Source organism: Streptomyces adelaidensis (assembly GCF_016598475.1).
Lineage (GTDB): Bacteria > Actinomycetota > Actinomycetes > Streptomycetales > Streptomycetaceae > Streptomyces > Streptomyces adelaidensis.
Map to the genome: position 1 here is coordinate 1 of NZ_JAEMUX010000109.1, position 23,678 is coordinate 23,678.

Sequence of the window (23,678 nt, forward strand, 5' to 3'; positions counted from 1 at the left end):
CAGGCGGGAGCGGATGCCGGCGAGGTCGCCGACGCCGTCGCCGTCGGAGTCGGCGAAACTGCGGACGTAGACCTGGTAGATGACGGCGTCGCGCCACCAGGGCGCGGGCGTGGTGGCGGCCATGGTGGTGATCAGTCCTTTGCGAGAGGGGGAAGGGTGTGCTGTCGGAGCCGGTGTCTGGATGGCCGCGCCCGCGGTGAGCGCGGAGGCGATGCGGTACTGGAGTGGAGTCGGGAGCGCGGTGCGGCGCGCGAGGCTGGGAGCCCGTGTCCCCGCGCCGGGCCCGGTGCGGGGATCCCGGTGTGGGGCGGGGGTCACTTCAGGCCGGTGGTGGCTATGTCGCAGGGGCGTTCGTGCCGGGCCCGGAGTTGGCGGACCGGCCGCATCCGATGGCCGGCAAGGCCGCCGTGACGGTGACGACGACGGCTTGCACGGTTCTCGTGGTGTGACGGGAAGTGGTAGGCATCGTGCGGCTCCTTTGCCCGTTGAACTGTCGTGCGGGAAGCGGGGGGTGGCAGAGGGAAAGGGAAGAGCGGTTGGGGGGAGACCCGTCGGGTCAGCCCGCCACGGTGAGGTGATCGCTGTCGGCGGTCACCTCGACGGTCAGGCGCAGATCACGGCTGGAGCGTCCGGCGTGGAGCCGGTAGCGGCCGGGCGGGGTGTGCCAGGCGTGCCTTTCGGTGTCCCAGATCTGGAAGGCGCGGGCGGGCACGCGCACCTGCGCGGTGGCCCGTGCGCCCGGCGCGGCCCGGACGGTGGTGAATCCGGCGAGCAGGCGTGCGGGCCGGTCGGGACCGCCCTGGGGCGGCTCCAGGTAGACCTGGACGACCTCCTGGCCCGTCCGGGGACCGGTGTTGGTCACTTCGACGGTCAGCTGGAGTCCGTCTCCGCCTGCGGGGCCGGTCAGAACGGCGGCGGAGACGGACGGCTCGGGGATGGTGAGGGACTCGTAGTCCCAGCGGGTCCAGCCGAGGCCGTGCCCGAACGGGAAAGCCGGGGTGAGCCCGCGGCGGTCCCAGGAGCGGTGGCCGACGTGGACGCCTTCGTCGTAGGCGACGATCCCGTCCCGGGGAACGGCGTCAGGCACCGGGATGTCCTCGGCGCGGGCGGGCAGCGTCCAGGGCAGACGGCCGGACGGCTCGGTGCGGCCGAGCAGGACGTCGGCCAGGGCGTGCCCGGCTTCCTGGCCCGGCAGCCACGCCCACAGCAGGACCGGCGCCTCCTGGGCCCAGGGAAGCAGCACCGGGGCGCCCGCGTTGACGACCACGATCGTGCGGGGGTTGGCGGCGAGCACCTTGCGCACCAACTCGTCCTGATGGCCGGGAAGTTCCAGCCCTGTGCGGTCCCAGCCCTCGGACTCGACCTCCTCGTTGGTGCCGACCACGACGACGGCCACATCGGCCGCGCCCGCCGCGTCAACGGCCTCGGCGATCTCGTCGTACGGCGTCGGCCCTGGCGGGGCGTGACGCAGCTGGGCGGTGACGAAGCGGTCGTAGCCGCCGGCCTCGATGACCGTCAGGTCGACCCGGACGGACAGCCGGCGCGGCTGCGGGCCCACCTGCACGTCGATGCCCCGCAGCGGAGGGTGATGGTGGGTGGAGTCGAGGATGTGGTCGACACCGCGGTCGTCGTCGCCGGACAGGATCTCCTCACTGTCGACCGACACGCTGAAGCGACCGAGGCACCCGAACTCCAACCGGTGCAGCCCAGGTTCGGACAGAGTCAGCACCGTGTGCAGGACGACGCGACGCGTGGCCGTGCAGAAGTCCTGGTACGACGTCCAGTCACCGTCCGCCCGCCCAGTGCTGCGCAAAATCGTTTCGTCGGCGGCGAGGTGATCGGCCCTGACTCCTGACATGGCGGGCTCGGCGCCCATGCCGGGGGCGGTGAGCAGCGCCTGCGGGACGAAGGGCGGGCGGCGGCGTGCGTCGCCGCCCCGGTGCACGCTCAGCCGCACCGCATCCGGTAGTGCGGCACGCAGTCCCTCCTCGAAGGGCACCGTGCGCACTGCGGGCACGAACGCGCTGCCACCGCCCTGGAGATAGGGCGACACCGCGTTCGGGCCGATCAGCGCGACGCTGCCGAGGCCGTCCGGCGCCAGGGGCAGCAGCCCCGGCGCGTCGCGCAGCACCACGATGGAGCGGGCGGCGACCTCCCGCAGCAACGCGAACTCCTCAGGCGCGGGCGAGGCAGGTACGCGGGAACCGGAAGGCTCTGCGGGCACGGACTCGGCGGACGAATGCGGCTCGCCCAGTCGACCGGCACTGCGGGCCAGGCGCAGCAGCCTCAGCACCTTGTCGTCGATGAGCTCCTCGGGCACCTGACCGGCGCGGACCGCCGCGACAAGGGCCTGGCCCCACGGGCCGTCAGGGCCGGGCATCACCAGGTCCAGGCCGCCGACCGCCGAGGCGACCGTCGAACTGGTGGCGGCCCAGTCGCTGAACACCGGCCCGGAAAAGCCCCACTCCCCCTTCAGGACCTCGCGCAGCAGCCGGGAATGCTCGCTCATCGGCGCCGACTCCACGCCGTCGTCGACGCCCGAGTAGGCGGCCATCACCGCCCACGGCCGGGCCTCGGCGAGGACCTGGGCGAACGGGGCCAGATAGACCTCCCGCAGCGTGCGCTCATCCAGCCGGGAGCGGTACCGGGTGCGGTCGGTCTCCGAATCGTTGGCCACGAAATGCTTCACACAGGCGCCCACACCCCGCTCCTGCAGACCGCGGACCATGACGGCGGCCAAGGTACCTGTGAGCAGCGGGTCCTCGGAGAAGTATTCGAAATGCCGGCCTGCCACCGGCGTACGCTGCAGATTCACCTCCGGCGCCAGCAGCACGTCCACACCCTTGCGGCGTGCTTCTGTCGCGAACAGGCCGGCAAGCCGCTGGGCGAGTTCCCTGTCCCAGGTCGCCGCCACGGCGCTGGGCGCCGGTGCCAGCAGCCCGGTGGCGTCGGGGTCCTCTCCGGTCCCCCGCACACCCTGCGGGCCGTCGGACGTCGTCACAGGCCACAGCCCCAGCCTGGGCTCGGCAGGCAGCCGCCACACGGTTTCACCCGTCAGCAGCCGGACCTTCGCCGGAAGGTCCAGAGCATCGATGCGACGGCGAAGCTCGGCATCGACGGGCCAGGGAACACAGGACATGGAGATCCTTCCAGGCCCCTCCCCGCCGCACGAGGGCAGGCCAAACCCACCTGTGGGCGGCAAAGGAGGATGGCCGAAGAAATGTCGGCGGAACATTCAACGAAACCGGGCGCGGCGGGCCTCGGCGGCAGCACACCGCGCACCGTCTCAACTGCGAGGCACTCCTGCCTCGTACATCTGCGTGACGCGGGATCAGCCAGGAACCGGCTGCTGGGTCGACCCCCGGACCACGAGCGAGGTGGCAAGCGTGCACGAGGCGGCAGCTCCCGGCGATCCGCGCACATGGTCGAGGAGCATGCGCACCGCAGCCTCGCCCATCTCGCCCATCGGCTGCCGGATCGTGGTCAGCGCCGGGTAGGTGTACGACGCGAGTTCGACGTCGTCGAAACCCACCACGGCCACGTCCCGCGGAACCTCCAGCCCAGCCTCGTGCAGGGCGACCAGCACGCCGGCGGCCGAGCTGTCGTTGTGCACGAAGACCGAGTCGAACTCGACCCCGTCCGCGAGCCACTGCCCGACTGCCGCCCGGCCGCCCTCGAACAGGAAGCCGCCGCTGAGAACGCGGCGTTCGTCCAGCACGATCCCGGCCTGCGCAAGGATGTCGGCGAAGCCGGCCAGCCGATCACGCGTACAGCCGTAAGCCTCCGGCCCGGTCACCACCAGCGGACGGCGACGCCCGATCTCCAGCAGGTGGTGCGCCGCCTGCTCGCCCCCCTGCCGGTTGGCAGCCTCCACATAGGGGAATCCCGGCCGGTGACCGCGGTCGTCGATCAGCACCACCGGCAGCCCCGACTCGTGCAGCTTCGCGATGTACCCGAGGGTTCCCTCGGGCTCGATCACCAGCAGCCCGTCGAACGACTTGGCCGCTACCTGCGCACCCAGCCGACGCAGCGAGTCCTCGCCACGGTTGCCGGTCAGCAGGCGCATACCGAAGCCCTCGCGCTCCAACGTGTCGGCCACCGCCTGGACGACCGTCCCGGTCCACGCCCAGGTCAGCTCCGGAACCAGCATGCCGATCACCTGGGTGGAGCCGCGCGCGAGCCCGACCGCCCCGGCACTGGGCACATAGCCCATCTCCGCGATCGCCCGACGAACCTTCAAGACCGTGGTCTCGTTGATCTCGCCCTTGCCGTTCAGCACCCGCGAAACCGTCGTCTTGCTGACGCCGGCCCGCGTGGCCACGTCAGCGATAGTGACTGCCACGCCCACCTCCCCTCCCCCCGAACAACTGCGGAAGCCGCCCTCCCGCCCGGAAGGAACCGATCGTACAGACCTGATGGAAACCGCTACCGGGAGCGGTTCCGGAACCGGTTTCGGTACCGGTTTCGGAAGTGAAGCACCGACAGGCTCAACCGGTCAACACATCGGAACCCACTCGTTCGCACGAAATTTCCGACCCCCGCGCGGCCAGGGCCGCCGTCGCCACCGGTGGGCCGACTTCACCCGCATCCGCCGGGACTTCCCACGTGGTGCTTCCCGTCCTGACCGCATGGTCCCGGCAGGGACTGGACTTGCGGCAGATCACCTCCTCGCATGTGACCGCTGCCCTCACCGACCGGCAGGGCCATCAGGCCCGCGGCGTCCACCACGTCCTCCTCGGTGTCTTCCGCGCCCTCAAGCACGAGCGCATCGTCTTCACCGACCGCTCGCCGGTCTCTCTCACGACCCCCGTGAGACTGCCCGAACCTCTGCCCAGCGACCTGCTGCGCGGACTGCTGGACTCCCTCGACAGCCCGATGGGGCGCCCGGCCATCGGCCTGGTGGCCGTCCACGCCATCAAGGTCACGGACGTCGCCCGGCTGCCCCTGGCCGCGCCCGACCTTGCCCGCGGAACTCTCCGACTGCGTCTGCGCGAGCAGCCGCACGCCGTCTGTCTCGACAGGCTGACCCGCCAGCTCCTGGATGATTGGCTGCGGGCGCGGCAGCAGCGATGGCCCGCCTCGCCCAACCCCCATCTGCTGATCACGACGCACTTTGGCGCACCATCCCGCTCTTCCGCCCGTCAGCCGCTGCGCGCTGCGCCGCGCGTTCGACCAGGTCAAGATCACCCCGCGGCAGCTGTGGAGGGACCGGGTGCTGGACGAAGGCCCGCCACACCGCCGATCGGCATGCGGCGGGCCGGGTATCTGCTTCCGCCCCTGCTGTGGGTGGACCGTCATCCGTACAGGCCCCGGGTGGAGCGATGAACGGCTCGTGAATGAGTTGTTTCCGGCCTATTGACCGGTGGAGCCCGTCACTGCTTCACTTCCGTAACCGGTCCCGGTACCGGTTCCGTAACCGGTCCCGGCGATCTTGCGGCGAGAACCGGAGGCAACGGCAAGGGCGTTTCACCTTGTTGCTGCGTTGAGGGAAGTCCAGTGAGGAGGTGGCATGGGGGTCACCATCGCTGATGTGGCCGCACAGGCCGGTGTCAGCAAGACGACCGGATCGTGGCCTACGAGGAAGGCGTGCACGTCGGCCAGCGCGCCTGGGGCCGCGGCGGTCTCACCCCCGCCTTCCCGTTCGGGCACGGACTGGGCTGGACCCGGTGGGCCTACGCATCCGTCACCGCCACCAAGCCGTCCGTCTCCGCCACCATGCCTCGCCCCGCAGGCGGAGACGGACTCCAACTGACCGTCAAGGTGACCAACACCGGCCGGCGCACGGGCCGCGAGGTCGTCCAGGTCTACCTGCAGCCGCCCCAGGACGGCCCCGACCGGCCCTTACGCCTGCTCGCGGGCTTCGCCACCGTCGCGAAGCGGAGGCAGGGGCAGGGGCCAGCGCCGAGATCCGCGTTCCGCCCGGGCTTCCAGCTCTGGAACACCGGGCGGGGCGGCCGGCGTATCCCGGACGGCCGTTACGGCCTCGGTGTTGGGCGCTCCAGCCGTGATCTGTGCCTGGCGGTAGAGGTGACCGCGACCGAGGGCCGTCTCCACCTGGGCGGGTGAAGCCCGTCATCTCCCACCCGCTCTGCACAGCACGACAGGAGGAACCCGCGATGCGCACCAGCCCCGTCTGTCGGCCCCGCAGCCCTCGCGCAGACGTGTATGGGTCCGCGTGCGACGGCGGTGGGCGAGGAGCACGTCAGCGTCCCGCTCGACGCGGGGAGCGATTACCGGCCTGGACGCCCCACGACACGCCGCACCGGATCGTCCGGGCGTCGCGGACAGGTGCCGGCGGCGGGCAGGCCGCCGGCACCCCCTCTCCGGACGCGACGCACTGTCAAGCGTTTCGAGTTCGACTCCCCAGCAGCGTCAACTACTCTCCGAAGGATCACCATGCCAACAACCAACCAGTCCGCCTCAGGCGGCACCGGGAGATCACCCCTGAGGCAGCCGACGCGCCGCGCCGTGCTGATGGGGGCGCTCGGCGCAGGGGCGGCGCTGGCCACCAGCGCATGCAGCAGCGGGGGAAGCGGCGGCAACGGCGGCGGTGTCACCATCACCTGGTTCGTCGGGCTCGGCACCGGCGCCGACCCGGGACAGCCGGAGAAGCAACAGCGGGTCGTCGACGCCTTCAACGCCAGCCAGAACGAGATCACGCTCAAGCTGAACGTAGTCTCCGCCGCCTCCGCCCAGGACACACTCGCCACCCAGATCTCGGGCGGCAACGCGCCGGACATCGTCGGGCCCGTGGGCATCGGCGGGGCACAACTCTTCGACGGCCAGTGGCTCGACCTGGCGCCGCTGGTCAAGAGCGAGGGCTTCGACACCTCCGTCTACAGCACGGCGCAGATGGATGCGATGAAGGACCGCACCGGTGCGCAGGTGGCACTGCCGTTCGGTGTGTACCCGTCGTTCATCTGGTACAACAAGGACCTCTTCGACGAGGCGAAGCTGCCCTACCCGCCGCAGAAGTTCGGCGCGAAGTACAACGGCGGGACCTGGGACATGGCCGCCCTGCGCGAGCTGGCGAAGAAGCTGACGGTCGACGCCAATGGAAACGACGCGACCAGCTCCGCCTTCGATCCGAAGAAGATCGTGCAGTGGGGCTTCGATCCGCAGTACAACGAGGGCACGCCGCAGAACCACGGCACCTTCTTCGGCGCGGGGTCGTACGTGGCCAAGGACAACAAGACCGCTCAGATCCCGCCCGCGTGGCTTGCGGAGTGGAAGTGGTACTACGACATGATCTGGACGGACCACTCCGCACCCACTTACCAGCAACTGCAGAGCGACACCCTCAACAAGGGCAACGCCTTCGCGACCGGCAAGGTCGCCATGGCCTTCACCCACACCTGGTACCTGGCCAGCCTGACGGACAGCTCGGGCACGCCGCAGACCTTCTGGGACATCGCCGCCAACCCGTCGTACAACGGCGAGATCACCGACAAGCAGAACTCGGACAGCTTCCGTCTCACCAAGGCGGGCAAGCACCCCGAGGCGGCGTTCAAGGTCCTCGCCTATCTGCTGACCACCGGGGCCGGCGATCTGCTGAAGATCTACAACGCGATGCCGGCGAACAAGAAGCTGCAGGCCGACTACATCAAGAGCCTGGACAAGACCTGGACGCAGGGCGTCGACTGGCAGGTCGCCCTCGATGCGCTGGAGCACCCGGACGTCCCGAGCGCCGAGGGATGGATGCCGAACTACAACAAGAGCGTCGACCTCACCAACAAGTTCGGCAACCGCTGGGTCACCACACCCGGACTGGACATCGACGCCGAGGCCGCCAAGCTGCGGACCCAACTGCAGGCGCTGTTCGACACCGCCGGCTAGTCCCACCCGTCACCTACACATGGAGGGGCCCATGCTGGACGTCCTCCAGTCCGGGAACCTGGCCGGGGCTGCGGCTCCGGCCGGGGGCGACGGCCGCAAGAGCGAGCGCCGCAACGGCCTGCTCTTCGTCTCCCCCTGGCTCCTTGGACTGCTCCTGTTCTACATCGGCCCGATGATCGCGACGCTGGTGATGTCGTTCACCGACTACCACTACGTCAGCGAGAGCGGCGCCGGCACCCGCTTCGTCGGCCTGGACAACTGGTCCCGGCTGTTCAACGACCCGATGGTCGCGCACAGCGCGTTCGTCACACTGAAGTTCGCGCTGCTGTTCGTGCCTCTGTCGGTGCTGCTGCCGCTGGCCTTGGCCTACCTGATGACCGCCCGGGGCCTGTGGGCCCGCGGCTTCTTCCGGGCGGCCTTCTTCCTTCCGGCGATCGTGCCCGGCGTGTCCGCGCTCTTCGTCTGGCAAGGCTTCCTCAACGGCGATGACGGATGGCTCAACCGGATGCTGGGCGTCATCGGCATCTCCGGCCCCAACTGGCTCGGTGACACCACCTGGGTGCTGCCCGGCTACGCCCTCATCGCGACCTGGGGCGTCGGCAACACGATGCTCATCTTCACCAGCGCCCTCAACGGTGTGCCGCGCGAACTGTATGAGGCCGCGACCATCGACGGCGCCGGGCCGTGGTACCTGTTCCGCCACGTGACCCTGCCGATGATCTCACCGATGACGTTCTACAACCTGGTGCTGACCCTGGTGGCACTGGGCCAGTACTTCGTCGTTCCGTTCGTGCTCACCAAGGGCACCGGCGACCCCGGCGGATCAGGGATGTTCTACACGATGTACTTCTATCGCGAGACCTTCCGCTTCTACGACGCCGGCTACGGCTCGGCGCTCGCCTGGATGATGTTCGCCGCCATCATGGCCGCCACCGGACTGCTGTTCTGGTCACAGCGATTCTGGGTGCACTACGCGTACGAGGTGAAGAGCTGATGGCCGTGACCTCCGCAAGGTCCAAGCTCCGCGCCATGGTGACCGAACCGCCGCGCCGCTACTCCGCGATGCCCAAACGCCTGCGCGCGCTGACGGTGAGCGCCACCCTCACCCTGTTCGCCCTGATGCTGCTGGGCGTGTTCCTGGCCCCCCTGGCGTACATGACGTCCACCGCGCTGAAGGACTCCACGCAGATCAGCGACACACACCAGCCCCTGCTGCCGGAGAGCCCCCGCGAGGTCGCCATCGGCGGCGAGCAGGTGCCCGTGATGCAAGTGCCCATCGACGGACACGTCCGCGAACTCGCCCTGGTCGAAAAGGGACGCACCGAAAGCGTCCTGGCCGATCCGGCACACCCGGAACAGCGCATCACCTGGAAGGGGTCATGGCGGACGCTGAAGCCCGCGTACGAGTTCAAGCCGCAGTGGGGCAACTTCTCCACGGTGTGGACCGCTATGGACATCCCGGTCCTGCTGCGCAACACCATCGCCATCGGCGCCCTCGGCGCGGTGGGCTCGGTCATCTCCTCAACGCTGGTCGCCTACGGGCTGTCGAGGTTCCGGGTGCCGTTCGCACCGTTCATCCTCGCCTCGCTCGTGGCCTCGATCATCCTGCCGCGCTTCCTGACCGTCGTGCCGACCTACGCGGTCTGGCAGCACCTCGGTTTCGTCGGGACCTGGGTACCGCTGATCGCACCGCACTTCTTCGCCAACGCCTACAACGTGTTCCTGCTGCGCCAGTTCTTCCTGTCGATCCCCCGCGAACTCGACGACGCCGCCGCCATCGACGGCGCCGGCACGCTGAAAACCCTGTGGTACATCATCATCCCGCAGGCACGCCCGGCCATCTTCACCGTCGCGGTGCTGCACTTCCTGTTCGCCTGGAACGACTTCTTCGAACCCCTGATCTACCTCACCGGCAAACCCGACCTCATGCCGTTCTCCGTGGGCCTCTTCCAGTTCCTCGGGCTCTACTCGGTGCAGATTCCGCTGCTGCAGGCCGGAGCCCTGCTCGGCATGGTCCTGCCCATCCTGCTGTTCCTCTTCGGCCAGCGCATCTTCCTGCGCGGACTCGACCTGTCCGGGAGCGGCAAGTGACCCCACCACACACCGACCACGTTCCGTCCGACCGCCAGAGGTAACCCCCGTGAACCAGCCCCCCGACTCCACCGAAGCGTCCGTCCTGGTCACCGAGGCCGCCACCGTCACCCTGATCGACGGCACGACCTTCTGCGTGTGCGCGCACTCCGGGGACATCACCCCCGGCGGCAACCACGGCCTGTACTTCCGCGACACCCGGGTGCTCTCCCGCTGGGAGCTGACCCTGGACGGCCGCCGCGTCGAGACCCTGTCCAGCCAACCGGTGGACGCGTGCGCCACCCGCTTCATCGCCCGCCGCTCCAAGACCGCCCAAGGGGACGACGCCTCCCTGCTGCTGGTCCGCGAACGGCTCGTGGGCAACGGCCTGCGCGAGACCATCACCATCCAGAACCTCGGCCCCCGCCCCGTCACAGCGGCCCTGGCCATCCACGCGCAGGCTGACTTCGCCGAACCGTTCGGGCTCGACGCGGACCACTCCACCACCCATGAACCGGCCAAGGTCACCATCGCCGACGGAACGCTGCTGCTGCGACACCGCACCGACCCGTCCCGCGGCCTGAGCCTGACCGCCGACACCGCATCCGACCTCACCCCCGACGGCCTCACCTGGCAGATCGAGGTACCGGCCCGGGGCACATGGACCACAGAGATCGTGGGCCTGCCGATCGTCGACGACAAGCCGGTCCAGCCCCGCTTCCACCGCGGCGAGCCGATCAGCCGGACCGCGGCCGTACGCACCCTGAGCACCTGGCGGGACAACAGCACTTCACTCGCCGCCGACGACTCCCGCCTCGCCCTCACCCTCACGCGCACCCGGAGCGACCTCGGCGCGCTACGCATCGAAGACCGCGCCCACGGCCGGGCCTTCGTCGCCGCCGGAGCACCCTGGTTCATGGCCCTCTTCGGCCGCGACAGCCTCCTCACCAGCTGGATGGCGCTGCCGCTCGACCTGGACCTCGCCATCGGCACCCTGCAGGCCCTCGCCGCGGTACAGGGCCGGCGCACCGACCCGTTCACCGAGGAAGAACCCGGCCGGATCATGCACGAACTGAGGCTGGGCTCCCACAGCACCGCAATCGCCGGCCAGCGCTACTACGGCTCCGTCGACGCCACCCCGCTGTTCGTCATGCTCCTCGCCGAGGCATGGCGCTGGGGCGCCGACGAGACCACCGTACGAGCCCTCCTGCCCGCCGCCGACGCCGCACTGGACTGGGTGCGCGACTACGGCGACCGCGACGGCGACGGATTCGTCGAGTACCAGCGCACCAGTGAACGGGGCCTGCCCCACCAGGGCTGGAAGGACGTGGACGGAAGCATCAACAACGCCCAAGGCGAACCCGGCCAGACACCCATCGCCGTCGCCGAAGTACAGGGATACGTGTACGCGGCCCTGCTGGGCCGCGCCGAACTCGCCACCGCCTTCGGCGACGAGGCCACCGCCCACAGCTGCCGCCAGCGCGCCGAAACCCTGCGGCAACGCTTCAACGAGCAGTACTGGCTGCCCGACCGGGGCTGGTACGCGGTCGCCCTGGACGGCCACAAACAGCCGATGGACGCCCTCGCCAGCAACCTCGGCCACTGCCTGTGGACCGGCATCGTCGACGACGAGCACGCCGAGCAACTCATCGCCCACCTCGGCAGCACCGAAATGGACAGTGGGTTCGGCCTGCGCACCCTGGCGACGAGCATGGGCGCCTACAACCCGATGACGTACCACAACGGCTCGGTCTGGCCCCACGACACCGCCCTGTGCGTAGCCGGCCTGATGCGGTACGCCCGCATCCCCGGCGCCGTCGAGACCGCCCACCGGCTCGCCGACGGCCTGCTCGACGCGGCAGCAGCCTTCGGCGGCCGGCTACCAGAACTCTTCTGCGGCTTCCCGCGCGAGCAGTACACACCACCCGTGCCCTACCCCACCGGCTGTTCACCACAGGCATGGGCAAGCGGGGCACCCCTGCTCCTGCTTCGCGCCTTCCTCGGCCTCGACCCGCACATCCCGACCGGCCGGATCACCCTGACCCCCCGCCTGCCCGCACGGTGGGGAACAGTGCACCTCGACGGCCTGCGACTCGGCCCGGCACGCCTACACCTCTCCGCCACCGGTGACACCGCGGAACTCCACGGCACGCCCACCGACTGGACCGTCGACATCCAGCAGCAGGTCTGACATTTCGCTCGTGCACCTGCACCGGGTCGGCACCGTCAGTAATAGCCCATCACGGCGACTCCGCCCCTCCAGACGCAGCCACGCTGATGGCATACGACTCCTTCTGACCACCGAAAGGCACGTGTGTTAAACGCCGGCCTGGGGCTGCTCCCCCCGACGGCTCCGAGTATCTCGATATCCGCCTCGATGCCGCCGCCGGCGAACTGGTCGTCGACTTGATCACTCCATCGCTGATGTTTTCCTGACCTCCACCGGACAGGTCCTCACACTGCGCTGCTACCCGACGGTCGACGGTCCGTCGCACCTTGAGGTCCACAGCGCGCCCTACACGCGCCTTGGCTATGCGGTCGACGTGTGGGAGCTGCTGCCTTTCGGATCAGGGAACCCAGCGCCCACGCAGAAGAGACGCAAGGCCAGTCCGTGCAGGTTCGCCCACGCTTCAGTACTCAAGCCTCCCGGTCGGCCTCGGACAGCATCTGCTCGATCGGAGGGGCGCACCGCCGGACCTGAATCACCCAGTCCCGGCTGTACGGATCGGGCCTGGTGAGGCTGACCGTCGGCGAGGGCGGAACGGCCGAAGGACGGTTCCTGCCCGGCACGGGGTCGTTCATGATCGCCCGTCCGCACGCCGCGCCCGCTCTGTCCGGCCCATACGGTCCATACGGTCCATCCGGCGTCGCGGACCTGCTGACCCAGGACGCGGACGAGCGCCCGGCCCAGGTCGGCCCCGAGGTACTGGCCGACTGGACAGCTCAGTTCGTCGCCCAACTCGCCGTACCGGGCGCCCAGTACATCGGGATGAGCACGGGTCGCGGTCCGATGCTGGACCATGTGGTCGACCTGGCCACGAGGTCGTTCGCCACGCTTGTGCCGGACGACGAGGGCGGGTTCCTGGTGCGACAGGGCGGTCCGGAGCGGCTGTGGGACGCGGTGGAGGAGGCGGTCGGTGCGTGGCGGCGAGCCGGATCACCGCCGCAGACCGAGTTCGGGCTCACCGTCGCCCCGAACCGTCAGCGGGTCTGGCTCGGCTCCGCCGAAGGACCGGACTGGGATCTGCCCGCAGCCGCGGTCGAAGCCAACTAACGGACTGGACAGGGTAGTTCGGGGAGGCGGTCGCCCCGCTGCTGTAGGCGCCGCCGCAGGGTACCTGTCTGACAGCCAGACACTTTGTTCTTGAAATTTCGAACAGCTTACGCCGGAGTCACGTATGTAGGGGAGTCATGGCTTCGGCGGAAGGACACGCGAAGTGCGATCCCCCCGGCACGTCAGAACTTCCCAGCACCTGAACCCCGCTCCCGCACGTCCCTCCCGTCTCCCCGTCCATCCACCCCACCTGCCCCCGACGGCCGCCTCCCACGGCCTGTCCGTCGCGCTCGCCTGCGTCGAGGGCGACTGGCCGCACGACGACTGGCCGGCCCCTGACGACCGGTACGTGGGCAGCGTGCTGCACATACCGCCGCCGTACCGCGCGCTCCACGAGACCGAGGTGGACGTGGTCGTCCTGTGCTGCGAGGATCCGTCGGCCGCTTTCCCCGGGCTGCTGAAGGCCATGGGTTCCATGAGCGCGCCGGTGATCGTCGTCAGCCCCCGCCGGGACAGCGAGGCGGTCGTGGAGGTGTTCCGGGGCGGGGGCGGCTATCTCGTCGAGGGCGACTACTGCACCTGCATGCTCTCCTCGGCGGTCATGGCCGCCACGGTCGGCCACACGTATCTCTCGCCCATCGCCTGCGCCGCCCTGCGGGACACGGCCAGACGGATGCCGGAGGAGGAGGAGGGGAGGGAACGGCTGCGCTCCCTGCTCTCCCCCCGGGAACGGCAGATCATGGAACTGCTCTCCACCGGCCTCGGCGCCCAGGAGATCGGGCTCCGGCTGAGACTGAGCGAGAAGACCGTCCGCAACAACCTCAGCAACATCTATGCCAAGTTGGGGGCCCGGCGGAGTACGGAAGCGGTCCTGCGGTGGCTGGGAGCGACCTCGGGGGTTCGCATTTGAGAACAGTTGACCCGTATGACTGAGTCGGCTGATCCGGCCGGCTGGAACGGGTGAGTGAATACGCACGAAAAAGCCCCCGCGCACCGCACGGGGGCTCGCCGTGTTTTCCGTTCCGCTATTCCACTGTGATATCGACATCCGAGAGCGGGACCTCGACATCGGTCACGTTCTCGCCACCCTCACCGAATCCGGGCTCGGCGTCGGCCTCTTCCTCGCTCAGGAAGGTTCCGTTGGCCTGGGCCGTATCGCACTGCACATTGCGCAACCAGAGGCGGCCGTCCGGCGATCCGCTGGGCAGCAGTTGCGGATAGAAGACGTGGACGGCGGTGGCTCCCTCGCTGGGCGAGAAGAACACGGTCTGGCCGTCCTGGGCGTCCTTGTAGGTGGCCCGGAGGAAGCCGCTCACGTCCGTGCGCTTGTGGGACCACATGAAGTAGGCCACGTGGTCGGCCTTCACCGTGTCGCTCCTGGTGAAGGAGAACGAGGACGTGGTGTCGTCACGCTTGATGTTGATTTCCTGCGTGCTGAACTTGACGCCGATCTCGAAGAACGAGTTACCCAGCGTGGTGCTGCCGTCCACGCTGAAGCCGTCCTCCAGCTGAACGACGCGGGTCACGGAGGCGGTTCCGCTGAAGGACTTGGTCGCCGCGGTGGTGCTTCCGCAGTTGTCCGTCACGCTGGTGACCCGTTCGTTGGGGCCGAGACTGTTGTCCTTGAACTGAACGTCGACGAACTCGCAGTTCGCCAGCTTGTCCGAGTCCGTACGGCAGTCCGTGGCCACCTCGTCGGGGGTGGCGGCTCCCGCGCTGTACATCAGCGGGACGGCCAGACCGAGGGCGGCGACCGGCGCCAGCGCGAGGGTGATGCGCTTCTTCTTGCCGCGGTGGTTGCCGCTGCGTCCGGTGCGTGTCATGTGTGGCTCCTGCGAGAGTGATCGAGGGGGAAAGGGCTGGTGGGGGAGTCGTCCCGAGAGGGACGGGCGGTGGGGGAGCGGGAGTGGGGTGTCCCGTGGGGGGAGAAGCGTGTGGGGTGGGGGGTGTGGTGAGGGCGCATGTGTGTGGGTGGGGGCGTGCGTGTGGGTGGGGGCGTGTGTGTGGGGGCGTGTGTGGCCGACGGTCGTCGGTCAGCAGTCCTCCAGTACGGCCTTGGAGGTGCCGTCCGCGAGTCCGGGCGTGCCCGCCGCGCTCTCCAGGATGACCGGCCCTTCGACGACCTCCTCGGCCACGAAGTTCTGCTCGGGCGTCGGGTTGACCGCGAAGCTGCCGGGATCGGCGTCGAGATGCACCCGCCATTCGCCGGTCATGCGCTGGACCTTCGGGGTGAACGTGACGTGCATGACCTTGCCGACGGGTACTTCGCGCTGTTCCGACTCGCTGGCGGTGGCCGATTCGATGGTCATGTCCAGCGTGGCCGTGTGCTTCACCCAGGAGCCGCCCAGTGCTCCGAAGAGGCCGCCGAGAGCCCCCTGCTGGGTGACGGTGTACTTGCCCTGGCCCTGAGCCACCGCCTTGGAGTATTCGGTGGTCACCTTCGACGGTTCCGTGGCATTCGGCTCACAGTTGGGGAAGTCGACCGTGACCTTCTCCGTGGGGCCGTCGAAGGTCTCGAAATTGGTCTCGACGAAATCACATGTGTCGGACTCGAAGCCGTCTCCGAAACTGGCCCCGAAGTCGCGGGTCGTCTGCTGCTTCCCGTTGAGGACCGAGGTCCTTTCGCACATCCTCATGATCTGATCCGGCGTCTTCGCGTCGGCCGCGTTGGCCGACGGAAGCAGGATGGTGACGGTGGCCGCGCCGGTCACGAGTGAAGCGCCGATGGCGATGTACCGGACCTTCTTGTTCTTCAAGCGCCTCTTGGCCATGGTCGGCTCTCCTTGGGGGTGGCTTTACCTTCCGATGGAGAATTATCGGGTCTCTCAGAGGCTGCCGACAGGGTCAAATATCCCTACTCCTCGGTCACTTGAGGTTGCATATGCGAGTGACAACGCCCTATCTGACGAATCGTCAGGTTCAGCGGTACGCTGACCTCGGTCAACGCACCGCGAAGGGAGTCCACATGGGCAAGCTCGACGGACGTGTAGTTCTCGTCACAGGCGCCGCGCGCGGCCAGGGCGAGCAGGAGGCGCGGCTCTTCGCCGCCGAGGGCGCCGAGGTGATCGTGGCGGATGTGCTCGACGAGCCCGGGGAGCGGCTCGCCAAGGAGCTGGGCGCGCTCCATGTCCACCTGGATGTGAGCCGGGAGGAGGAGTGGGTGGCCGCGCTGGCCGCCGCCAAGGAGGCGTACGGGCGCGTCGACGGGCTGGTCAACAACGCCGGCGTGCTGCGCTTCAACTCCCTCGTCGACACTCCCCTCGACGAGTTCATGCGGGTCGTCCAGGTCAACCAGGTCGGTGTCTTCCTCGGCATCAAGACCCTGGCCCCCGAGATCGAGGCGGCCGGCGGCGGCACGATCGTCAACACCGCCTCGTACACCGGGATGACGGGCATGGCGTACGTCGGCGCGTACGCGGCGACCAAGCACGCGATCGTCGGCCTTACGCGCGTGGCCGCGCTGGAGCTGGCCCGCAAGGGCATCCGGGTCAACGCGGTCTGCCCCGGGTCCATCGACACCGCGATGACCGACCCGGGCGACGGGGCGTCCGCCGAGGCCGTCGAGAAGCTCTACCGCAAGCGCGTGCCGCTCGGCCGGATCGGCCGCCCCGAGGAGGTCGCCCGGCTGGCCCTCTTCCTCTCCTGCGAGGACTCCTCCTACATCACCGGGCAGCCGTTCGTGATCGACGGGGGCTGGCTGGCCGGAGTCAGCCTGTGATCACGCCTATCTGACGCTACGTCAGCTATTGACGCTCCACGGAGCCGGTGGAACAGTCGGCCGTGTCGAGATCTGACGCTCTGTCAGAAACAGCTGGAGACCTGACCGTGGGACGGTGAACCTCCTTGGAATTCGGGCTCTTTGTACAGGGATACGTGGGCAAGCGGGCCGAGACGGACCCACTCGCGGAGCACAAGGCGCTGATGGAGGAGACCGAGTACGTCATCCAGGCGGACAAGTCCGGCTTCAAGTACGCCTGGGCCTCCGAGCACCACTTCCTGGAGGAGTACTCGCACCTCTCGGCCAACGACGTCTTCCTCGGCTACCTGGCGCACGCGACGGACCGTATCCACCTCGGCTCCGGCATCTTCAACCCGCTCGCCCAGGTCAACCACCCCGTGAAGGTCGCCGAGAAGGTCGCCATGCTCGACCACCTCAGCGAGGGCCGCTTCGAGTTCGGCAGCGGACGCGGGGCCGGCTCCCACGAGATCCTCGGCTTCATCCCCGGGGTGACCGACATGAACTTCACCAAGGAGATCTGGGAAGAGACCATCGCCGAGTTCCCCAAGATGTGGCTCCAGGACGAGTACGTCGGCTTCCAGGGCAAACACTGGTCCCTTCCGCCGCGCAAGATCCTGCCCAAGCCGTACGGGAAGTCGCACCCCGCGATGTGGTACGCCGCCGGGTCGCCCCCGTCGTACTCCATGGCCGCGAAGAAGGGGCTCGGCGTGCTCGGCTTCAGTGTGCAGAAGGTCTCCGACATGGAGTGGGTGCTGGAGCAGTACAAGACGGCGATCGTCGACGCCGAGCCGATCGGCGACTTCGTCAACGACAACGTCATGGTGACGACCACCGCGATCTGCGCGCCCACGCACGACGAGGCGGTGCGGGTCGCGGTCAGCGGCGGGCTGCACTATCTGCCGTCGCTCGTCTTCCGCTACCACGACACCTTCCCGCGACCCGACGGCTTTCCCGTCTGGCCGGAGACGCTGCCCGAGTACAACGAGGAGTTCATCGAACTGCTCATCGAGGAAGAGCTGCTGATCTGCGGTGATCCGGACGAGGTGGTCCGGCAGTGCAAGCGGTGGGAGCAGGCCGGGGCGGATCAGTTGAGCTTCGGGTTGCCGGTGGGGGTGCCGAAGGAGGCGACCTTGCAGACGATTCGGCTGGTGGGGGAGCACGTCATTCCGAAGATCGATACGGATCCTGTGCACCGGACTTCGCGGTTCCGGGCGGCGGGCTGAGGTTGTGTGGCGGCTGGGGGTCGGTGGGGGCTGGTCGCGCTCACGCGGCGGAGCCGCAAAATGACACAGCCTCGCGCCCCTAAAGGCGAAAGGCACGGCGGCACCGAATCGTTACGAGGCGTCCGGAGGGCAAAGGCATGCTCGACCATGTCATCAAAGGTGTGACCGTCGTCGATGGGACAGGGGCGCCCGCGTACATCGCCGATGTCGGGATACGGGACGGGCGTATCGCCGTCATCGGGGAGGTGACGGAGGAGGCGCGGTCGTCGGAGGACGCGCGTGGGCTGGTGCTCGCGCCCGGGTTCGTCGATCCGCACACGCACTACGACGCCCAGCTCTTCTGGGATCCGTATGCGACGCCGTCGCTCAACCATGGGGTGACGACGGTCGCGGGCGGGAACTGCGGGTTCACGCTCGCGCCGCTGAATCCGGCGCGGCCCGAGGACGCGGACTACACGCGGCGGATGATGTCCAAGGTCGAGGGGATGTCGCTGGTCGCGCTGGAGGAGGGGGCGCCCTGGACCTGGCACGGCTTCGGGGAGTATCTGGACGCCCTCGACGGGCGGATCGCGGTCAACGCCGGGTTCATGGTGGGGCATTGTGCGCTGCGGCGGTACGTGATGGGGCCGGAGGCCGTGGGCGGGCAGCCGAGTGAGGCTCAACTGGCCGAAATGGTAAGGCTGTTGCAGGAGGCGATGGAGGCGGGCGCGTGGGGGCTCTCGACCACGCAGTCGTCGTCGCACAGTGACGGGGAAGGCAAGCCCGTCGCCTCGCGGCACGCGAAACCGGCCGAACTGATCGCGCTGTCGCGGGCCGTGGGCGAGCACGAGGGCACCCAGATCGAGGCGATCGTCGCGGGCTGCCTGGACCAGTTCAGCGACGACGAGATCGACCTCTTCGTGGAGATGAGCGCGGTGGCCGGCCGCCCGCTCAACTGGAACGTCCTGACCATCGACGCGGCCGTCCCCGAACGCGTACCCAGGCAGCTGGAGGCGAGCGACCGGGCGCGGAAGGCCGGGGGCCGGGTGGTCGCGCTGACCATGCCGATCCTCACCCCCATGAACATGTCGCTCGGCACGTTCTGCGCGCTCAACCTGATCCCGGGCTGGGGGCCGATCCTGGGCCTGCCGGTCCCGGAACGCCTGGCGAAGCTCCGCGACCCCGTCGTCCGCGCCGAGATGCTGCGCCGGGGCTCCGCCAAGGAAGCCGGTGTGTTCCGCCGCCTGACGAACTTCGGGCGGTACGTCATCGGCGACACCTACAGCGAGGCGAACGAGGGCCTGACCGGGCGGGTCGTGAACGACATCGCGGCGGAGCGCGGACAGGAACCGTTCGAGTGCCTGGTGGAGATCTGCGCCGCCGACGACCTCCGTACGGTCCTGTGGCCCATGCCCACCGACAACGACCCCGACTCCTGGACCCTGCGCGCCGAGACCTGGCGCCACGAGGACGTGCTGCTCGGCGGCTCGGACGCGGGCGCCCACCTGGACCGCATGTGCGGCGCCCCGTACACCACCAGGTTCATCGGGGACTGTCTGCGCGGCCGGAAACTGGTCGGGCTCGAACAGGCCGTGAAGATGCTGACCGACGACCCGGCCCGCCTCTTCGGCCTCCGTGAGCGCGGGCGTATCGCCGAGGGGTGGCATGCCGACCTCGTCCTCTTCGACCCGGAGCGCGTCGACGCCGCCAAGGCCACCCTGGTGCAGGACCTGCCGGGCGACAGTCCGCGCCTCGACTCCAAGGCGATCGGCGTACGGGCCGTGTGGGTCAACGGCGTCGAGGCGATCCGGGACGACGCGGTGACCGGGGCGGTCCCCGGAAAGGTGCTGCGGTCGGGGCGGGACACCCGGACGGTGAGTACGAGGTGAGTTCCGCCGGCCGGCGCCAGAAGCTGTTCATCGGCGGCTCGTGGGTCGAGCCGGACGGCGGGCGATCCTACGAAATCGTCGACCCGGCGACCGAGGGCGCCGTCGGGTGGGCACCGGAAGCCTCGCGTACACAGGTGTACGCGGCCGCCGCGGCTGCCCGGGAGGCCCTCGGCCCGTGGTCCCGGACGCCCGCCGCCGAGCGGGCCGCCGTCCTGGCCCGCACGGCGGAGCTGATACGACGCGACCTCGTGCCGTACGCCGAACTCGCCCGAGCGGAGACGGGCGCGACGACCGGCACGGCGCGCGCGATGCAGGTGGGCGTGGGCGCGGCCCGCTTCCAGCGCTACGCGCGCGTCGAACCGGTGGAGGAGCCGATCGCCCCCCAGATCAACGAGGCGGGCCCCTTCGGCAAGGCGGCCGTGATGGGCGCCCTCGCCATCCGCCAGCCGGTCGGCGTGGTCACCTGCGTCACCTCGTACAACAACCCCTGGGCCAACCCGGCCGGCAAGATCGCGCCCGCCCTGGCCATGGGCAACACGGTGGTCGTGAAACCGGCGCCGCAGGACCCGCTCTCCGTCTACCGCATGGCCGAGGCACTGGAGGCGGCGGGCGTCCCGCCGGGTGTGGTGAACGTGGTGAGCGGGTCGGGTCCTGAGGCCGGTGAGGCGGCCGTGGACTCCCCGGACGTCGACATGGTCAGCTTCACCGGCTCGACGGCGGTCGGCCGACGCATCGCGGAGGTGTGCGGGCGCGGGATGAAGCGCCAGCTGATGGAGCTGGGCGGGAAGGGCGCGGCCATCGTCTTCGACGACGCGGACCTGGGCTCGGCGGTCTCCGGCATCGCCACCACCTTCTCCTTCTACAGCGGACAGATCTGCACGGCACCGACCCGGGTCATCGCCCAACGCGGCGTGTACGACCGGCTGGTGACCCAACTCGCCGCGTACGCCGGGAGGTTGCCGGTGGGCGACCCCCGCGAGCCGGGCACGGTGGTAGGACCGGTGATCTCGGCGGCCCACCGCGACCGGATCGAGTCGTACGTCGAACTGGGCCGCAAGGAGGGCGCGAGGGTGGTGACGGGCGGCGAACGCCCGCCGCTGGAGCGCGGCTTCTACGTCGCCCCCACCCTCCTCGCCGACTGCACCCCCGACATGCGTGTCGTCCGCGAGGAGATCTTCGGCCCGGTCGTCGTCGTCCTCCCCTTCGACGACGAGGAGGAGGCCGTCGCCCTCGCCAACGACAGCGACTACGGCCTCATCGACTACGTCTGGTCCGGCGACGTGGCCCGCGCGTTCCGCGTCGCCCGCCGGCTACGCGCGGGCGGCGTCGGCGTCAACACGGTCGGCCGCAACATGGAGGCCCCCTTCGGTGGCTTCAAGCAGAGCGGCGTGGGCCGGGACGTCGGGTCGTACGCGCTGCACGCGTACAGCGAGGTGCAGGCGATCGTCTGGCCGGGGTGAGGCTCGCTGCCGCTGCCGCTGCCTCGTACGTGGATCTTCCCTTTGATCAGCGGTGGCGCAATGATGTTCGAATGCGACGTGTGCGGCAGGGACGACGTGTGTCGACGGCGTGGCGCCGGCCGCTGGGCGGCCTGGTGGCCGCCGGTGTGGGCGCCCTGTTCGTACCGATGGGCGGGACGCTCTGGATCCACCTCTGTGTGACGCTGGGCGCGGTCGTCGTACTCGTACGCATGGCGTCCCGCGAGGTCCCGTTCCCGGTCGCCGCGGCGCAGTGGCGGCTCGGCGGCGACGAGCCCGCCGTGCTGCGCGCCCGCGCCCTGTCGGCGGCGGCGTGCCTCCAGCAGGGGCAGCCCGGCCTCGCGGTGTTCCGCCGGAACGCCGTACTGCCGGACCTGGTCCGCGTACAGGGAGCGGACCACCCCGACACCCTGTCCTCCCGCTGCCTGAGCCTCCAAATACGCGGCGAGTCCGGCGACTTGCCCGACCGCCTCACCGCGATGGCGGACCTGACCGCCGACCTCACCCGCGTCCTCGGCCCCGGCCACCCCGACACCCTCGCCGCCCGCTACTCCCACGCCGAGTGGCTGAACCAGGACGGCCGCACCGACGAGGCGGAGGCCGCCTACGTCGACCTCGTCACCATGGCCACCGAGCACGTCGGCGCCGACCACAACGTGACGTTGATCGCCCGCAGTTCACTGGCAATCCTGCGCCACGACCGCGCCGGCGGGACGGTCGCCGCCGCCGACGAGGCCGTGGCCGACATGACCGCCGTAGTCGACGCGATGGAACGCGTCCTCGGCCCCGACGATCCGACGACGTCCTCCACCCGCCGCCTGCTCGCCCAGTGGACGACCACACGGCGCGACCCGACACCGTGATGGGCCGCCCTCTCCTCTACCTGGACGTGGACGGTCCGCTGAACCCGTATGCCGCGAAGCCGGAGCGGCGGCCCGTCGGTTACACCACGCACCGGATGAAGCCGGAGGGCTGGATCGCCCAGCATCCGGGAGAGCCGGCGGCGTACGTCAAGCCGCTACGGGTCTGGCTCAACGCGGACCACGGGCGCCGGCTGCTCGACCTGGGCGAGCTGTTCGACCTGGTGTGGGCGACGACCTGGGGCAGCGAGGCGAACACGTACATCGCTCCTGTCCTCGGCCTGCCGGAGCTGCCGGTGGTGCGCTGGCCGGAGGCGTCGGACGGGTGGCCGGAGGAGAATTCCGCATCGCTCAGAGTGTTCTGGAAGACGCCCCACCTCGTCGAGCACGCGGCCGGCCGCCCCTTCGCCTGGGTTGACGACGAACTGGGTGACGGCGACCGTGTCTTCGTGACGACCCACCACGGAGGCCCCGCTCTGCTGCACCGCATCGATCCCCGACTCGGCCTGCGCGACCCCGATTTCGCCGCACTCGCGGCCTTCGCGAGCAACCTGGGTCTTCCTTCCGTCGACGAGGCGGTCGGCGAATGATCGTGTGGGTGAACGGGGCCTTCGGGAGCGGGAAGACGACGCTGGTGGAGGAGTTGCGGGGGCGGTGGCCCGAGGCGTTGGTGTTCGATCCGGAGATGATCGGCTACGTGCTGCGGGAGATCGTGGAGGTGCCGACCGGCGACTTCCAGGATCAGCGGTTGTGGCGGCGGCAGGTGGCCGAGTTCGCGGTGGGCCTGGTGGAGGAGTACCGGCGGCCGGTCCTCGCGCCGATGACCTTGGTGAATCCCGCCTACGTCGACGAGGTGAGCGGTGCGGAGCGCCGCTGAGTCTTGCCGCGCGGAGCACGGCCGGGAGACAGGCCCCGGAGGGTCCGCTGAGTAGTTCCCGGTGTTCGAATGCCGGTACCGGAGGTACCGGGTAGCGTCACGGGTGTGAAGCTGGTGGTGCAGGTGAAGCTGCTGCCGACGCCTGTACAGGCGGCGGCACTTGAGGCAACCCTGCACGCCTGCAACGAGGCCGCGACCTGGGCGTCGCAGGTGGCGTTCGAGAGGGACGTGCGGCGAAACTTCGCCCTGCGCGAGCACACCTACAGCCAGGTCAAGGAGCGGTGGGGGCTGGGCGCGCAGGCCGCCCAGCACGTCATCAAGAAAACCTGCGACGCCTACACCACGCTGAAGGCGAACCTGAAGGCGGGCAACCTCGGCAAGCCCTGGTCCAAGCGCTACCGCCGGGCAGCTGAGAAGCCGATCCGCTTCCGCCCCGAGGGCGCGCAGCCCTAC

The 23,678-nt window shown here is 69.5% G+C and carries 19 protein-coding genes and 2 pseudogenes; 16 read left to right on the forward strand and 5 right to left on the reverse strand.

Translation table 11 applies throughout. The annotated features are described in order from the left end of the window. From I8N67_RS44940 to I8N67_RS36685, 3 genes are all read right to left on the reverse strand, one after another. On the reverse strand, positions 1-135 hold a 135-nt coding region (locus I8N67_RS44940; RefSeq protein ID WP_443729054.1), incomplete at its 3' end, for an alpha-amylase family glycosyl hydrolase. Positions 136-556: 421 nt separating this feature from the next. After that, entirely contained in the window at positions 557-3,139 is a 2,583-nt protein-coding gene (locus I8N67_RS36680) for a beta-glucosidase family protein (protein ID WP_200308619.1), read from the reverse strand. Between the two features lie 192 nt (positions 3,140-3,331). Next, a complete protein-coding gene (locus tag I8N67_RS36685) occupies positions 3,332-4,342 on the reverse strand; it encodes a LacI family DNA-binding transcriptional regulator (RefSeq protein WP_200308620.1) in 1,011 nt (336 codons plus the stop codon). 308 nt (positions 4,343-4,650) lie between these two features. On the opposite strand from I8N67_RS36685, the gene I8N67_RS36690 reads away from it, so the two are divergent. From I8N67_RS36690 to I8N67_RS36725, 8 genes are all read left to right on the forward strand, one after another. Next, positions 4,651-5,325 (forward strand): site-specific integrase, encoded by a 675-nt coding sequence (locus tag I8N67_RS36690; RefSeq protein ID WP_200308621.1) that lies wholly within the window; start codon positions 4,651-4,653, stop codon positions 5,323-5,325. A gap of 243 nt (positions 5,326-5,568) precedes the next feature. Beyond that, positions 5,569-6,066 (forward strand): fibronectin type III-like domain-contianing protein, encoded by a 498-nt coding sequence (locus I8N67_RS36695; protein ID WP_200308622.1) that lies wholly within the window; start codon positions 5,569-5,571, stop codon positions 6,064-6,066. 330 nt (positions 6,067-6,396) lie between these two features. Beyond that, complete coding sequence (locus I8N67_RS36700) at positions 6,397-7,836, forward strand: ABC transporter substrate-binding protein (protein ID WP_200308623.1); 1,440 nt, start codon at positions 6,397-6,399, stop codon at positions 7,834-7,836. 31 nt (positions 7,837-7,867) lie between these two features. After that, entirely contained in the window at positions 7,868-8,830 is a 963-nt protein-coding gene (locus I8N67_RS36705; protein WP_200308624.1) for a carbohydrate ABC transporter permease, read from the forward strand. Continuing rightward, on the forward strand, positions 8,830-9,927 hold the full coding sequence (locus I8N67_RS36710; protein ID WP_200308625.1) for a carbohydrate ABC transporter permease: 1,098 nt from the start codon (positions 8,830-8,832) through the stop codon (positions 9,925-9,927). Before I8N67_RS36705 ends, I8N67_RS36710 begins: the two co-directional genes overlap by 1 nt. Before the next feature lie 49 nt (positions 9,928-9,976). Then, the gene (locus I8N67_RS36715; RefSeq protein WP_200308626.1) at positions 9,977-12,097 is read left to right on the forward strand and encodes an amylo-alpha-1,6-glucosidase; all 2,121 of its coding nucleotides are present in this window, start codon (positions 9,977-9,979) and stop codon (positions 12,095-12,097) included. A 543-nt stretch (positions 12,098-12,640) separates the two neighbouring features. After that, on the forward strand, positions 12,641-13,180 hold the full coding sequence (locus tag I8N67_RS36720; protein WP_200308627.1) for a methyltransferase domain-containing protein: 540 nt from the start codon (positions 12,641-12,643) through the stop codon (positions 13,178-13,180). A gap of 163 nt (positions 13,181-13,343) precedes the next feature. Continuing rightward, complete coding sequence (locus I8N67_RS36725) at positions 13,344-14,090, forward strand: LuxR C-terminal-related transcriptional regulator (RefSeq protein ID WP_307835477.1); 747 nt, start codon at positions 13,344-13,346, stop codon at positions 14,088-14,090. 115 nt (positions 14,091-14,205) lie between these two features. On the opposite strand, the gene I8N67_RS36730 is transcribed toward I8N67_RS36725, so the two are convergent. Both I8N67_RS36730 and I8N67_RS36735 read right to left on the reverse strand, forming a co-directional pair. Beyond that, positions 14,206-15,003 carry a hypothetical protein gene (locus I8N67_RS36730; protein ID WP_200308628.1) on the reverse strand — a complete coding sequence of 266 codons (798 nt, stop codon included), beginning with the start codon at positions 15,001-15,003 and terminating at the stop codon, positions 14,206-14,208. Between the two features lie 210 nt (positions 15,004-15,213). Continuing rightward, entirely contained in the window at positions 15,214-15,951 is a 738-nt protein-coding gene (locus I8N67_RS36735; protein ID WP_200308629.1) for a hypothetical protein, read from the reverse strand. Between the two features lie 194 nt (positions 15,952-16,145). Here I8N67_RS36735 and I8N67_RS36740 point away from each other — a divergent pair, with 194 nt between their 5' ends. The 8 genes and pseudogenes from I8N67_RS36740 to I8N67_RS36775 all read left to right on the forward strand — a co-directional run. Then, a complete protein-coding gene (locus I8N67_RS36740; protein ID WP_200308630.1) occupies positions 16,146-16,898 on the forward strand; it encodes an SDR family NAD(P)-dependent oxidoreductase in 753 nt (250 codons plus the stop codon). A gap of 125 nt (positions 16,899-17,023) precedes the next feature. Beyond that, positions 17,024-18,142 carry an LLM class flavin-dependent oxidoreductase gene (locus I8N67_RS36745; protein ID WP_200308631.1) on the forward strand — a complete coding sequence of 373 codons (1,119 nt, stop codon included), beginning with the start codon at positions 17,024-17,026 and terminating at the stop codon, positions 18,140-18,142. A 137-nt stretch (positions 18,143-18,279) separates the two neighbouring features. Next, entirely contained in the window at positions 18,280-20,010 is a 1,731-nt protein-coding gene (locus I8N67_RS36750; protein ID WP_200308632.1) for an N-acyl-D-amino-acid deacylase family protein, read from the forward strand. After that, complete coding sequence (locus I8N67_RS36755; RefSeq protein ID WP_200308633.1) at positions 20,007-21,470, forward strand: aldehyde dehydrogenase family protein; 1,464 nt, start codon at positions 20,007-20,009, stop codon at positions 21,468-21,470. The genes I8N67_RS36750 and I8N67_RS36755 overlap by 4 nt, the downstream gene beginning before the upstream one ends. A gap of 98 nt (positions 21,471-21,568) precedes the next feature. Further along, positions 21,569-22,351: a tetratricopeptide repeat protein gene (locus tag I8N67_RS36760; protein ID WP_307835478.1), complete on the forward strand. Its 783-nt coding sequence runs from the start codon at positions 21,569-21,571 to the stop codon at positions 22,349-22,351. Next, entirely contained in the window at positions 22,351-22,938 is a 588-nt protein-coding gene (locus tag I8N67_RS36765) for an HAD domain-containing protein (protein ID WP_200308635.1), read from the forward strand. Before I8N67_RS36760 ends, I8N67_RS36765 begins: the two co-directional genes overlap by 1 nt. Further along, a pseudogene (locus I8N67_RS36770) lies at positions 22,935-23,213 on the forward strand (nucleoside/nucleotide kinase family protein); the annotation flags it as partial. The gene I8N67_RS36765 and the pseudogene I8N67_RS36770, both read left to right, overlap by 4 nt. 117 nt (positions 23,214-23,330) lie before the next feature. After that, positions 23,331-23,678 (forward strand): annotated as a pseudogene (locus I8N67_RS36775) (RNA-guided endonuclease TnpB family protein); the annotation flags it as partial.

Excerpts from the sequence above, each read along its gene's own strand:
- I8N67_RS36680 (WP_200308619.1), bottom strand. The coding sequence starts at position 3,139 with ATGTCCTGTGTTCCCTGGCCCGTCGATGCCGAGCTTCGCCGTCGCATC.
- I8N67_RS36700 (WP_200308623.1), top strand. The coding sequence starts at position 6,397 with ATGCCAACAACCAACCAGTCCGCCTCAGGCGGCACCGGGAGATCACCC.
- I8N67_RS36705 (WP_200308624.1), top strand. The coding sequence starts at position 7,868 with ATGCTGGACGTCCTCCAGTCCGGGAACCTGGCCGGGGCTGCGGCTCCG.
- I8N67_RS36710 (WP_200308625.1), top strand. The coding sequence starts at position 8,830 with ATGGCCGTGACCTCCGCAAGGTCCAAGCTCCGCGCCATGGTGACCGAA.
- I8N67_RS36730 (WP_200308628.1), bottom strand. The coding sequence starts at position 15,003 with ATGACACGCACCGGACGCAGCGGCAACCACCGCGGCAAGAAGAAGCGC.
- I8N67_RS36735 (WP_200308629.1), bottom strand. The coding sequence starts at position 15,951 with ATGGCCAAGAGGCGCTTGAAGAACAAGAAGGTCCGGTACATCGCCATC.
- I8N67_RS36740 (WP_200308630.1), top strand. The coding sequence starts at position 16,146 with ATGGGCAAGCTCGACGGACGTGTAGTTCTCGTCACAGGCGCCGCGCGC.
- I8N67_RS36750 (WP_200308632.1), top strand. The coding sequence starts at position 18,280 with ATGCTCGACCATGTCATCAAAGGTGTGACCGTCGTCGATGGGACAGGG.
- I8N67_RS36765 (WP_200308635.1), top strand. The coding sequence starts at position 22,351 with ATGGGCCGCCCTCTCCTCTACCTGGACGTGGACGGTCCGCTGAACCCG.